This is a genomic window from Variovorax sp. CCNWLW225, assembly GCF_037204045.1.
GTDB lineage: Bacteria > Pseudomonadota > Gammaproteobacteria > Burkholderiales > Burkholderiaceae_C > Variovorax.
Map to the genome: position 1 here is coordinate 1 of NZ_JBBCBV010000028.1, position 12,761 is coordinate 12,761.

General features: G+C 67.0%; 9 protein-coding genes. 6 read left to right on the top strand and 3 right to left on the bottom strand.

From position 1 onward, the window contains the following. Nucleotides 1-108 precede the first annotated feature (108 nt). Nucleotides 109-522, bottom strand: a complete 414-nt coding sequence (locus tag V9L20_RS25720) for a rhodanese-like domain-containing protein (RefSeq protein WP_258502744.1) — start codon at nucleotides 520-522, stop codon at nucleotides 109-111. Between the two features lie 219 nt (nucleotides 523-741). Between V9L20_RS25720 and V9L20_RS25725 the strand changes: the two genes are divergently transcribed. The 3 genes from V9L20_RS25725 to V9L20_RS25735 all read left to right on the top strand — a co-directional run bounded on the left by V9L20_RS25725 (nucleotide 742) and on the right by V9L20_RS25735 (nucleotide 4,543). Continuing rightward, on the top strand, nucleotides 742-1,857 hold the full coding sequence (locus V9L20_RS25725; protein WP_258502745.1) for a TRAP transporter substrate-binding protein: 1,116 nt from the start codon (nucleotides 742-744) through the stop codon (nucleotides 1,855-1,857). Nucleotides 1,858-1,946: 89 nt separating this feature from the next. Next, nucleotides 1,947-2,567, top strand: coding sequence for a TRAP transporter small permease subunit (locus V9L20_RS25730; protein ID WP_337298712.1), 621 nt, complete (start codon nucleotides 1,947-1,949; stop codon nucleotides 2,565-2,567). After that, nucleotides 2,564-4,543 (top strand): TRAP transporter large permease, encoded by a 1,980-nt coding sequence (locus V9L20_RS25735; RefSeq protein ID WP_337298713.1) that lies wholly within the window; start codon nucleotides 2,564-2,566, stop codon nucleotides 4,541-4,543. The genes V9L20_RS25730 and V9L20_RS25735 overlap by 4 nt, the downstream gene beginning before the upstream one ends. Nucleotides 4,544-4,565: 22 nt before the next feature. On the opposite strand, the gene V9L20_RS25740 is transcribed toward V9L20_RS25735, so the two are convergent. Further along, entirely contained in the window at nucleotides 4,566-6,626 is a 2,061-nt protein-coding gene (locus tag V9L20_RS25740) for a PEP/pyruvate-binding domain-containing protein (RefSeq protein WP_337298714.1), read from the bottom strand. Between the two features lie 138 nt (nucleotides 6,627-6,764). Between V9L20_RS25740 and V9L20_RS25745 the strand changes: the two genes are divergently transcribed. Then, complete coding sequence (locus V9L20_RS25745; RefSeq protein ID WP_337298715.1) at nucleotides 6,765-8,735, top strand: DUF6600 domain-containing protein; 1,971 nt, start codon at nucleotides 6,765-6,767, stop codon at nucleotides 8,733-8,735. Nucleotides 8,736-8,835: 100 nt separating this feature from the next. Continuing rightward, entirely contained in the window at nucleotides 8,836-10,194 is a 1,359-nt protein-coding gene (gene gorA / locus V9L20_RS25750; protein WP_337298716.1) for a glutathione-disulfide reductase, read from the top strand. On the opposite strand, the gene V9L20_RS25755 is transcribed toward gorA, so the two are convergent. Next, nucleotides 10,191-11,102 carry a ketopantoate reductase family protein gene (locus tag V9L20_RS25755; RefSeq protein ID WP_337298717.1) on the bottom strand — a complete coding sequence of 304 codons (912 nt, stop codon included), beginning with the start codon at nucleotides 11,100-11,102 and terminating at the stop codon, nucleotides 10,191-10,193. The two genes, gorA and V9L20_RS25755, sit on opposite strands and share 4 nt — an antisense overlap. 103 nt (nucleotides 11,103-11,205) lie before the next feature. On the opposite strand from V9L20_RS25755, the gene V9L20_RS25760 reads away from it, so the two are divergent. Continuing rightward, entirely contained in the window at nucleotides 11,206-12,723 is a 1,518-nt protein-coding gene (locus V9L20_RS25760) for an AMP nucleosidase (protein ID WP_258502753.1), read from the top strand. Nucleotides 12,724-12,761 lie beyond the last annotated feature (38 nt).

Genomic DNA, 12,761 nt, shown 5'->3' on the forward strand with positions numbered 1-12,761 from the left:
GAAATAAAGGAGGAGGCCGCAGGCCGGGGGACATTCGCGGAGAAAGGTACCCCGTCGGCGGGTGCGCCGCCCTGAACTGCCCCCTCAAACCCAACCCAAACCCCGCGCCTAGTTCTGCTTCCAGGGCAACCCGCGCTTGCGCCAGCCGCCAAGCACCCCTCGGTGCCCGTTGTCGTCCGGATTGCCTTCAAAGCCCTCGAGGATGTTGTACGCCTCCAGGCCCAGTTCGGTTGCGCGCCTGGCGGCCGCAATGGAGCGCACACCGCTGCGGCACAGCAGCACCAGCTTCTTGTTGCCGTCCTCGCCCGCGGCCCGGATGCCGCCGTCGAAGGCCGGGTTGAGCGTCATGCCCGGCCACTGCTTCCAGGCGAGCGGCACGGCGCCGGGTACGTAGCCGACCCACTCGCGCTCGGCGTCGCTGCGCACGTCGACCAATACGGCCTCGCCGCTTGCCATCCACTCTGCGGCCTGCTCGGGCGTCACGTCGCCGGCATAGCCCTTTTCCCCAACGGGTTCAGTCATGTCTTTGAGTCCTTTTGATGGACGGGGCTCTCTACACAGGCAACAGCGCCTTTGCGCCGCCCCCGGAGCCCCGCCGGATGATGGAATTTTTCACCAGTTCGTGAAAACCCTGTTTGTCGCATATTCCCGCGCGCCAAAGATGCGTGTCGGGCCTGCCGAACATAGCGCCAAGAAGGTGGGCAGGGTTTTTCGGTCAGAACTTGTATGGAGAGAGACAACATGACAGAGAGCAAATCACCCCGCCGCCGCAGCCTTCTCAAGGGCGCGGCCGTGGCTGCGGGCGCCATGTCGGCGCCCATGGTCAGCATGGCGCAGACCACTTCGCTGCGCTTTCAGAGCACCTGGCCGGCCAAGGACATCTTCCATGAATACGCGCAAGACTTTGCCAAGAAGGTCAATGACATGGCGGGCAGCCGCCTGAAGATCGAAGTGCTGCCGGCCGGCTCCGTGGTGCCCGCATTCCAGCTGCTCGACGCCGTCGCCAAGGGCACGCTCGACGGCGGCCACGGCGTGGTGGCCTACTGGTATGGCAAGAACTCGGCGCTCGCGCTCTGGGGGTCGGGCCCCGGCTACGGCATGGACGCCAACATGGTGCTGGCCTGGCACAACTACGGCGGTGGCAAGGCGCTGATCGAGGAAATCTACAAGAGCTTGAACCTCGACGTGGTTTCGTACCTCTACGGCCCGATGCCCACGCAGCCGCTGGGCTGGTTCAAGAAGCCGGTGGCCCGCGTGGAAGACATGAAGGGCCTGAAGTTCCGCACCGTGGGGCTGGCGGTCGATGTGTTCACCGACATGGGTACGGCCGTGAACCCGCTGCCGGGTGGGGAGATCGTGCCGGCGCTGGACCGCGGGCTCATCGATGCGGCCGAGTTCAACAATGCCTCGAGCGATCGCGTGCTGGGCTTCCCGGACGTGGCGAAGAACTGCATGCTGCAGAGCTTCCACCAGTCGGGCGAGCAGTTCGAGATCCTGTTCAACAAGGGCAAGCTCGCGGCACTGCCGGCGGAGCTCAAGTCGATCATCGACTACGCGGTGCAGGCGTCCAGCGCCGACATGAGCTGGAAGGCCATCCAGCGCAATTCGCAGGACTACATCGAGCTCAAGAAAGCCGGCATCAAGTTCTACAAGACGCCCGACGCGATCTTGCGCGCGCAGCTTGCGTCGTGGGACAAGACCATTGCCAAGAAGGCCGCCGAGAACCCGATGTTCAAGAAGGTGCTCGACTCGCAGATGGCCTTTGCCGAACGCGCCGGCCAGTGGCAGAACGACTACACGGTCGATTTCAAGATGGCCTACAACCACTACTTCGGCGCGAAGGCCAAGAAGTCCTGACGCTGATCCGGTGATGCGAGGGCACCCGGCGGGTGCCCTCTTTTCATGCCCGCCCATGCTGCGCCGGCCGCAGCGAGGAGTTCTTTTCGATGCAATCTTTCCTGTTGGCCGTCGATCGTTTCTCGACATGGATCGGCAAGACCTTCGCATGGTGCGCGCTGCTGCTCACGCTGCTCATCAGCTGGGAGGTGTTTTCGCGCTACGTGCTGAACCACCCGCATGCATGGGTGCTCGACGCGCAGATCATGCTGTACGGCGCCATGTTCATGACGGCCGGCGCGTACACGCTCTCCAAGAACGGCCACGTGCGCGGCGACGTGCTCTACGGCTTCTTTCGGCCCCGCACGCAGGCGCTGGTCGACCTGGTGCTGTACATCATCTTCTTCCTGCCCGGCATCGTCGCGCTGACCTGGGCGGGCTGGATCTATGCGGGCGAATCGTTCGCGATTCGCGAGCAGACCTTCTCGGCCGAGCCGCTGCCGCTGTACCCCTTCAAGTACATCATTCCGCTCGCCGGCTTCACGCTGCTGCTGCAGGGCGTGGTCGAGATCATCCGCTGCGTGCAATGCATCCAGACCGGTGCATGGCCTTCGCGTGAGCAGGACGTCGAAGAGGTCGACGTCGAGAAGCTCAAGGAAATGGTCAACGTCAAGGACGAAGACATTGCCGCACTCGACCGCGTGGTGGTGTCCAAGGAGGCCGCACGATGATCCGCCGCGAACTCTGGTTCGGCCTCTCGTTCATGGCGCTGATCGTGACCGGCGCGGCCGCGGTGCTCGTGAGCGCCGACACCATCACCAACGGCCACCTGGGCCTCCTGATGCTCTCGCTGGTGGTGGTGGCGATCATGCTCGGCTTTCCCACGGCGTTCACGCTGATGGGCATGGGCATGCTCTTCACCTGGCTGGCGTACGACCGCGACTGGCACCGCACACTCGACCTGATGGTGCAGGCCGCCTACAAGACCATGGCCAACGACGTGCTCATTGCGGTGCCGCTGTTCGTCTTCATGGGCTACCTGGTGGAGCGCGCGAACCTCATCGAGTCGCTGTTCAAGAGCCTGCACCTGGCGCTTGCACGGCTGCCGGGTGCATTGGCGGTGGCCACGCTGGTCACCTGCACCATCTTTGCCACCGCCACCGGCATCGTCGGCGCGGTGGTCACGCTGATGGGCCTGCTGGCCCTGCCGGCCATGCTGCGCGCGGGCTACAGCGTGCCGCTGGCCGCGGGTGCCATCACCGCCGGCGGGTGCCTGGGCATCCTGATTCCGCCTTCGGTGCTGCTGATCGTCTATGGCGCCACGGCAGGCGTCTCGGTGGTGCAGCTGTATGCGGGCGCATTCTTTCCGGGGCTGATGCTCGCTTCGCTCTACGTGGTGTACGTGATCATCATCGCGCGGCTCAAGCCGCAATGGGCGCCGCCGCTGTCGCAGGCGGAGCGCGCGGTGCCGCTCACCCCGCTCTCGCAACGGCTGGCGGACAGCCCCGCCGCGCATGCGGTGGTCGGCCTGCTGAAAGGCCGGCGCAATGCGGACGTGCCGTTCTCGCACGTGCTGCGGCAACTCGGTATCGTTGCCATGCCCGGCGTGATCTTTCTGCTGCTCGCCGGCTTCAGCTACAAGGCCGTGACCACCGTCGAGGCGCAGGCGCGCTACGAGATCGAGGAGATCGGCGCCACGCGCAGCGGCACCGCCGAGGCCCCAGGCGCTGGCGGATTGCAGGAGCCACCTTCCACCGGCGGGCTCCAGGAGCCGCCGGCCTCGGGAGGCTTGCAGGAACCGCCTTCTGGCGACACGCCTTCTGCTCCTTCCGCTTCAGGACCGCTCGCCGAACCGCCTGGCGCATCCAGCCCGCCGGCCGAAGCAGCCGCGGCGCAGCCGCCCGCCGCAGGCACAGCCGCCGCTGCCCCGGCGGCAGAGGGCGCATCGGTGCGCCCCGCGCCCACTTGGTGGTGGGTCACCTTTGCAATCTTCGGCGCGTTGGTCACGCTGTTCTACCTGTTCCTGAGCTTTGCGCGGCTCGAGATCTTCAAGATGCTGCTGGCCTCGTTTTTCCCGCTGGTGCTGCTGATCCTGTCGGTGCTCGGCTCGATCGTGCTGGGCTTGGCAACGCCGACCGAGGCGGCGGCCATGGGTGCGCTCGGCGGCATGCTGCTGGCGGCGGCCTATCGGCGGCTCAACCTGTCGGTGCTGAAGGAATCGGTGTTTCTCACGGCCAAGACCTCGGCCATGGTGTGCTGGCTCTTCGTGGGCTCGGCCATCTTCTCGGCGGCGTTCGCGCTGCTCGGCGGGCAGGCGTTGGTGGAAGAGTGGGTGCTGGGCATGAACCTCACGAAGGTGCAGTTCCTGGTGCTGAGCCAGGTGATCATCTTCCTGCTGGGCTGGCCCTTGGAGTGGACCGAGATCATCGTGATCTTCATGCCCATCTTCATTCCGCTGCTCGACAACTTCGGCGTCGACCCGCTGTTCTTCGGCCTGCTGGTTGCAATGAACCTGCAGACGGCGTTCCTGAGCCCACCAGTGGCCATGGCGGCGTTCTACCTGAAGGGCGTGAGCCCGCCGCACGTCACGCTGAACCAGATCTTCCTGGGCATGCTGCCTTTCATGGGCATTCAGGTGCTGGCCATCGTGCTGCTGTACATCTGGCCGCAGATCGGGCTCTGGCTGCCGCAGCTGCTCTACAAATAAGCGGCAGGGCGGCGCGCGAACTTCAGCGGCGCCGCTCTACATAGGGGCGCGCCTGCAGCAGCACGATGCGGTCGCCCACGGTGGCCCATTCGATGTCCTGGTCGACGCCGCCGAACGCGCGCTTCACCGCCGCGCCTACGCCTGCGAGGCGCACCACCAGCTCGTCCGTGAGCACGGTGCGGCCGGCTTCCACCGGCACTTCCTTCACGCCGCCGCCCTTGTCGAGCTGCAGGGCCGTTTCCTCGGCCGAGCGGCTCAGCACCTGGATGGCCTTGGACCAGCTCGAATACATCACCTGCTCCGCCACACGCTTGCCTTCGACCACGCGGATGCCGATGCCGCGCTTGGCCGAGATGTAGGTGACGTGCGGATGCCCGGCGTCGAAGGGGTCGCGCGTGATCATCACGCCGGCGTTGGTCGAATCGATGGCGGTCTGCACGAACACGCCCATCAGCACCGACTCGGCGCCAAAGCCCGCGGCGCTGCGCGCCTCCCACGCCTCGGGGTTGAACACCGAGGCCCACACCCTCTTCACCGCAAGCTCGAGTGCATCGCCCGTCTTGACGTTGGGCACCGTGCTGTAGAGCCCCGCGCCGCTGAAGCCGGGCAGGTCTTCCGAATTGGACGAACTGCGCACGAACACGCCGCCGCCGCCAAGCTGCGACTGCCAAGCGGCACGCCACGCCGCCGCGGTGGCCGCATCGACCGGCCACTGCACGATCTCATCGCGCAACTGCGCCAGCGCCTTCTGCCGGGCTTGCGGATCGCTCGCGAAGCCGGGCTGCTGCTGCATGCGTGCGATGCGATCGGCAAGACCGTTCGCGCGCATGAAGCGGTCGTAATGCGCAAAGGGAATGCAGAAGCCGTCCGGCACCGTGGTCTGCGGAATGCGCGCGGCCAGCACGGCACCGAGATTCGCCGCCTTCGAGCCGCACTGCGCGCTGTTGCGCGCACGCAGCGACGCGAGCGGCAGCAGGCGGGTTTCGCGCAGGTCGGGCCTGGCGGCTTTCGCACCGCCCGGCACCACGCCGATGGCCGCGGTGCGCACGTTGCGCGGCGGCAGCGCCGCGATCTCTTCGGGCGTGAGGCGCCGCAGCTGGTAGCCCGAGGCCGCGACCTTGAGCGCCACCCAGTGGCCTTCGTGCTCGCGCAGCACGGATGCGGCGTCGCGCACATAGGCGTTGGGAATGCCCCAGCCCTTGGCCAGCAGGTTGACGTGCGAAAGCGCGGTCGAGGGCCGCTCGGTCAGCACGCCGGCCACGGGCGGCAGGCTGATCGGCACCTGGCGCAGCACGGCGATGTCGTCGGGCAGCAGCGCATTCAACACATTCGCCCCGGAGGCTTCGTCCACGATGCGCACCCGGCCGGTGGCCGTGCCGAGGTTCATCGGCATGTAGGGCTGCTCGCGGATCAGCGCTTCCTGGCTCACGAAGTCGACGCCCGTTTCCTTCGCAACCCGCTCGTGCAGCGTGGAGTTGGTCTTGAACTTCACGGGTGCGAAAAAGCTGGCCTTCACCTGCGCATCGGCCTGCCGCAGCAGCGCCGGCGTGAGCTGGTCGCCTTCCCAGAATTCGTAGGTGAAGGCGCCGATGTTCTGCTGCCAGCTCAGCGTGCCGAACAGGAAGCGGCGGTCCGGCACAAGGTAGTTGCGGTCGATTTCGCGCTTGCCGGCGCGCGGCGAAAGCCCCGTATCGCGCACGAAGCGCACGTGCAGCTGAAAGCGCGGCGTGTCGATGTAGTAGGTGCGCACCGGTTTGGCCTGGCGGTCGACGGCGAAGAGCACGTGGGCCAGCTGCATCGGCGTGCCGGCGTCGTAAACGCGCGCCAGGGCGTCGAAATCGCCCCGGCTGCGAAGCATGGGCAGCGACGCGGGCGCTGCGGGGCGGGTGGCCGCGGATTCGGGAGCTGCGTTGCTGCTGTTCTGCTGTTGGTAATAAGAGGGCTTGCGCGCCAGCTGGGCCTCGGCACGTGGCGCCGCGAGGAAGATCGCCGCACCGAAGCCGAGCGCCATCATTCCCCACGATTTGCTATGGTTCCGGTAGCGCACTTTGTCCCATGCACCTGGGTTGTTGTCGTTTTTCATGCGGAGTCCCTCATTACAAGCAGTTGCCGAATGTGCGTGCGCTTCACCGAGCAGGGGGCATGCGCTGACAGCGGCAGCGGATTCTCGCGCGTTACATGTGCATCGCTTTCATCCGGTCCCGCGAACCAGAGACAAACCATGAACCGCACCGCCTTTTCCCCTCTTCACCGGCCGCTGCATCGATGGCTGCTCGGCCTCGCGCTGCTGTGCCTTGGCGCGGCGGCCGGCGCGCAGCAAGACCCGCCGGGCCGCGTGGCGCGCCTGAACCTGCAGCAAGGCACTGTGAGCTTTGCGCCGGCCGGCGAAGACAGCTGGTACGACGCGCAACCCAACCGCCCCATCACCAGCGGCGACCGGCTCTGGACCGACCGCAATGCGCGCGCCGAGGTTCACATCGGCTCGGCGGCGCTGCGGATGGACGGGCAGACGCATGTTGAATTTTCCGAGCTCGACGACGACACCGTGCGCCTCACCGCGAACCAGGGCAACCTGCAATTGCGCGTGCGAGATGACCTTTCGGGCCAACGCGTCGAGGTGGACACCGGCAACCTCGCCGTGGTGATCGACGCCCCCGGCGAATACCGCATTGCCGCCGACCCGTCCGCTGGCACCACCTGGATTGCGGTGGCCTCCGGCCGAGCGACGCTCCATGGTGAAAACGGCCAGTCGCAAACACTGGGCGCGCGGCAGCAACTCACCGTGTCCGGCCGCGACCTTGCCGCGGTGAACAGCTTTCCGCCGCAGAACGGCAGCTTCGACGCGTGGGTGGCCGAGCGCAACCGCATCGAGGACCAGTCCGTCTCCGCGCGCTACGTGTCGCGCGAGGTGGTCGGCTACCAGCAGCTCGACAACTACGGCGACTGGCAGAACGACCCCTCCTACGGCGCCGTCTGGTTCCCGCGCAACGTGGACGCCGACTGGGCTCCCTATCGCGACGGCCAGTGGGTGAACGTCGCGCCCTGGGGCCTGACCTGGGTCGATGCCGCGCCCTGGGGCTTTGCGCCCTTCCACTATGGCCGTTGGGCCCGCGTGGGTCCGCGCTGGGCCTGGGTGCCGGGGCAGGCCACCGCACGGCCCGTGTATTCGCCCGCACTGGTCGGCTTTGTGGGTGGCGGCAGCGTGAATGCCACCTTGCAGATCGGCGACGGCCGCAGCGGCGTGGGCTGGTTCCCGCTCGCGCCCGGTGAACAATGGCGGCCCGCCTACAGCGCGAGCCCCCGCTACATCGATCGCGTCAACCGCATGGCCGCCTACCGCAATCGGCAGGCGGAGATGCGCAACGACTTCTATGCCAACCAGCGGATGCCGGGCGCCGTGACCGTGGTGCCGGCCGACCGCTTCGGCCGTGGCCCCTTCGGCCGGCGCGACCTGGTGCGCTTGCCCGATGACCGCTTTGCGCGCGTGCCGGTTGCGCCCGCTCCGGGCATTCCGATGCACGGCTTTGGCGGCGGCTATGGCCGGCCCGCCGCGATGCAGCCGCCGCCGCAGCTGCGGGCCCGCCAGCAGCAAGAGTTCCAGTACGAGCAGGCGCGGCAAGTCCAGCAGATACAGCAGGCGCAGAACATCCAGGCCATGCAGCAGCGCGCCGCGCAACAGCAGGCGGCACAGCAACAACAGCAGCAGCAGCAGCAAATGGAATGGCAGCGGCAGCAAGGCCAGCGCCAGCAGCAGGAGTGGCAGCAGCGCGCCAACCAGAACCAATGGCAGCAACAGCAGCATCAACAACAGCTCCAACTCCAGCAGCAGCAACAGGCGCAGCGGCAACAGCAGGAACTGCAGCAGCGCGCCGCCCAGGCCCAAGCGCAGCAGATGCAACTGCAACAACAGCAGCAACGCGCCGCGCAGCAGGCGCTGGCCCAGCAGCAGATGATTCGCCAGCAGCAGGAGACGCAACAGCGCGCCGCGCAAATGCAGCAGCAAGCACTCGCCCAGCAGCAGGCTCAGCAGAACGCCATGCGGCAGGCCCAGGAAGCGCAGGTGCGCGCAATGCAGCAGCAACGCGGCTTTGCGCCGCCGCCCCAGCAAGCCCAGCCCCAGCCTCCACCCGGCCAGCGGGGCGGTGACGACCGGCGCAGGCTGATGACCTCGCCGGACTCGCAGCAGCGCTGAACGTCGAGCGCGCGGGGGTAGCGCATCGCCCCGCGCAAGACCCGCGAAAACCGGTGCTCCTTGCCGGCGGCTAAAGTCGCCGGCAAGGAGCACCCTTCACATGCGCACATTCGATTTCGACCTTTTCGTCATCGGCGGCGGCAGCGGCGGCGTACGGGCAGCGCGAATGGCGGCGCAGCACGGCGCGCGCGTGGGCTTGGCCGAAGCGGCGGACCTTGGCGGCACCTGCGTCAACGTCGGCTGCATTCCCAAAAAGCTCTACAGCTACGCGGCCGGCTACGCCGAATCGTTCGAGGAAGCGGCGGGCTACGGGTGGAAGCTGCCCGAGGCACCGCAGCTCGACTGGGGCCAGCTCAAGGCCCAGCGCGCCAAGGAGATCGAGCGTCTCAACGGCGTGTATGCCTCGCTGCTGAAAAACTCGGGCGTCAGGCTGATCACGGGCTGGGCGCAGCTGGTCGACGGCCACACGGTGGAGATCGACGGCCAGCGCCACACCGCGCGCCACCTGCTCGTCGCCACCGGCGGCACGCCCTTCGTGCCCGAGATTCCGGGGCGCGAGCACATCGCCACCTCGGACGCGATGTTCGACCTCGACCCGTTTCCCAAGCGCCTGCTGGTGGTGGGCGGCGGCTACATCGCCTGCGAGTTCGCATCCATCTTCAACGGCCTGGGCGCCAAGGTGACGCAGCTGCATCGCCGCGCGCACCTGCTCACCGGCTTCGACGACGACGTGCGGCAGTTCGTCGCACACGAAATGGGCAAGGCCGGCATCGACGTGCGGCTCAACGTCGAGGCGGCGTCGATTGCGCGCGGCCCGGGCGGGTTGGTCGTCACCCTGGCGCGGGGTCAGCAGGTCGAGGCCGACACGGTCCTCTTTGCCACCGGCCGGGTGCCCAACACCCAAGGGCTCGGCCTGGAGGCGGCGGGCGTTGCGCTCGACAAGCGCGGCGCGATCGCGGTCGATGCGAACTACCGCAGCTCGGTACCGTCGATCTACGCGGTGGGCGACGTTTCCACCCGCGTGCACCTCACGCCGGTCGCGCTGGCCGAGGCCATGGTGGTGGTCGATGCGTTGTTCGGCCAGGGCAAGCGCAAGCTCGAGTACGAATACATTCCCACCGCGGTTTTCACGCACCCGAACATCGGCACCTGCGGCTACACCGAGATCGATGCGCGCGCCAGGTTCGGCGAGGTGACGGTGTTCTCGAGCGAGTTCAAGTCGCTGCGCCACACGCTCTCCGGCCGCAGCGAGCGCACCTTCATGAAGCTGGTGGTGCACAAGGCGACCGACCGCGTGGTCGGCCTGCACATGGTGGGCGCCGACGCGGGGGAAATTGTGCAAGGCTTCGCGGTGGCCATGCGCGCGGGCGCCACCAAGGCGCTGTTCGACAGCACCGTGGGCATCCATCCCACGGCGGCCGAAGAGTTCGTGACCATGCGCGAACCGATGCCCGGCTAGACTCCTGGCTTCTGCTGCTGCTTGCCTTCGAGCAGCTTCACCAGCACCAGCAGTACGCGGTTCGCCGGCGTGGGCACGCCCAGCGCCTTGCCGCGCCGCACCACAAGTCCGTTGAGGTGGTCGATTTCGCTCGGCTTGCCGCGCGCAAGGTCCTGCGCGGTCGATGAGTATTGCGAGGGCATCGACTGCACGATGCCGCGCACGGCGGCACCGGTATCGCCGGATATGACGATGCCTTCGGCCTTTGCAACAGCAAGGCATTCATCGACCACATCGCGAATGACATCGTCCACGCCCTGGCCTTTTGCGAGTTCGCCGTACGGCAGCTGGGTGATGGCCGAGAGCGCGTTGTACGCGCAGTTCAGCACCAGCTTGGCCCAGAGCGCGCCGCGCACGTTGCCGGAAATCTGCGTCGGCACGCCGGCGGCTGCAAGATGCTGCGCCACCTGCTCGCTGGCGCGCGAAGGCGCAATCACCAGCTCGCCGCGGCCATGGTGCTTCACATGGCCCGGCCCCGCCATCTCGGTGGCCACGTAGACCACCGCGGCTGCCACCTCGTGGCGCGGCAGCACCGAGCGCACGCGCTCGTCGTTGTCGACGCCGTTCTGCAGCGTGAGCACCAGCGCATCGGCCGCAAGATGCGGCTCGATCTGGGCCGCGGCCAGCTCGGTGTCGGTGGACTTCACGCAGAACAGCACCAGGCCGGCGCCCTGCACCGCGCTGGCTTCGGTGCTCGCGTCGAGCCTCACATGCTCCTCGAAAGCCTTGGTTTCCAGCCGCAGCCCATTGGCGCGAACGGCCTCCACATGCGATGGCCGACCGATCAGCACCACCTCGTGCCCAGCGCGCGCCAGCATGGCACCGTAGTAGCAGCCGACCGCGCCGGCGCCCATCACTGCGACCTTCATTGCTTCACCTTTCGGGATGTCTGTGGAGATCGGCCGAGAGTAATCGCTTCGTTTGCCCTTTGTCGCCAGGGCCCTGCGCGCACGGACATTGCACAATGCCGTCATGCCCCACATGCCCACTTTCGTTGCTCCCGCCCGCTTCAACGACGCCACTGCGGCGCTGGACCAGGTCAAGTCCATCTACCAGGGCGGCCTCGCGCACCTGAGGGAATCGATGCTGCGCTTCGTCGCCGGCGAGGCATTGCCCGGACGCGTACGCGCCTGCTACCCCTTTGTGCGGGTGCACACCCACACCGTGTCGCGCCACACGCCGCCGGCCAATGCCGGCCTGAGCTACGGCTTTGTCGCGGGGCCCGGCCGTTACGAGACCACGCTGACGCGGCCCGATCTCTTTTCGCGCTATTACCTCGACCAGTTCCGGCTGCTGCTCGAAAACCACCAGGTCGAGATCGAAGTCGGCACCAGCACACAGCCGATTCCGATCCATTTCTCTTTTGCCGAGAACGACCATATCGAAGGCACGATGAGCGACGAGCGGCGCGCCCTGATGCGCGACGTGTTCGACCTGCCCGACCTGGGCGTGATGGACGACGGCATTGCCAACGGCACCTACGAAGCACAGGCCGGCGAGGCCCAGCCGCTGTCGCTCTTCACTGCCGCGCGGGTGGACTATTCGCTGCACCGCCTGCGGCACTACACCGGCACGGCGCCCGAGTGGTTCCAGAATTTCGTGCTGTTCACCAACTACCAGTTCTACATCGACGAGTTCGTGCGGCTGGGCCATGAAGCCATGGCCGACGAGAAGAGCGAGTACATCGCCTTCATCGAGCCCGGCAATGTGATCACTCGCCGCCGCGGCCTGCCTGCGGGTGCGAGCACCAACTTTGGCACGCTGCTCGACGGCACCCAAGGCACCGCGCCGCCGCGGCTGCCGCAAATGCCGGCCTACCACCTGGTGCGCGAGGACTGCAGCGGCATCAGCATGGTGAACATCGGCGTCGGCCCGGCCAATGCCAAGACCATTACCGACCACATCGCCGTGCTGCGCCCCCACGCCTGGATGATGCTGGGCCACTGCGCGGGCCTGCGCAATGCGCAGCAGCTCGGCGACTACGTGCTGGCCCACGCCTACGTGCGCGAGGACCACGTGCTCGACGAAGAGCTGCCGCTGTGGGTGCCGATTCCGGCCCTCTCTGAAATCCAGCTCGCGCTGGAAAAAGCCGTGGCCGACGTCACGCGCTACACCGGGCCCGACTTGAAGAAGATCATGCGCACCGGCACGGTGGCGAGCACCGACAACCGCAACTGGGAGCTGCTGCCGGGCAACCAGCCGCAGCGCCGCTTCAGCCAGAGCCGCGCGGTGGCGCTGGACATGGAAAGCGCCACCATTGCCGCCAACGGCTTCCGTTTTCGGGTGCCCTACGGCACGCTGTTGTGCGTGAGCGACAAACCGCTGCACGGCGAGATCAAGCTGCCGGGCATGGCCAACCACTTCTACCGTGAGCGGGTGGAGCAGCACCTTCGCATCGGTATGCGGGCCATCGACATCCTTCGCGAACAGGGGTCGACGCGGCTGCACAGCCGCAAGCTCCGAAGCTTCGCCGAGGTCGCTTTTCAGTAATATTTAACACTCATTAGGGTTTTTACCTACTTCGACAG

Bases quoted from the DNA above. Each gene is read 5' to 3' on its own strand.
- V9L20_RS25720 (WP_258502744.1), bottom strand. From the start codon at position 522: ATGACTGAACCCGTTGGGGAAAAGGGCTATGCCGGCGACGTGACGCCC.
- V9L20_RS25725 (WP_258502745.1), top strand. From the start codon at position 742: ATGACAGAGAGCAAATCACCCCGCCGCCGCAGCCTTCTCAAGGGCGCG.
- V9L20_RS25730 (WP_337298712.1), top strand. From the start codon at position 1,947: ATGCAATCTTTCCTGTTGGCCGTCGATCGTTTCTCGACATGGATCGGC.
- V9L20_RS25735 (WP_337298713.1), top strand. From the start codon at position 2,564: ATGATCCGCCGCGAACTCTGGTTCGGCCTCTCGTTCATGGCGCTGATC.
- V9L20_RS25740 (WP_337298714.1), bottom strand. From the start codon at position 6,626: ATGAAAAACGACAACAACCCAGGTGCATGGGACAAAGTGCGCTACCGG.
- V9L20_RS25745 (WP_337298715.1), top strand. From the start codon at position 6,765: ATGAACCGCACCGCCTTTTCCCCTCTTCACCGGCCGCTGCATCGATGG.
- gorA (WP_337298716.1), top strand. From the start codon at position 8,836: ATGCGCACATTCGATTTCGACCTTTTCGTCATCGGCGGCGGCAGCGGC.
- V9L20_RS25755 (WP_337298717.1), bottom strand. From the start codon at position 11,102: ATGAAGGTCGCAGTGATGGGCGCCGGCGCGGTCGGCTGCTACTACGGT.
- V9L20_RS25760 (WP_258502753.1), top strand. From the start codon at position 11,206: ATGCCCCACATGCCCACTTTCGTTGCTCCCGCCCGCTTCAACGACGCC.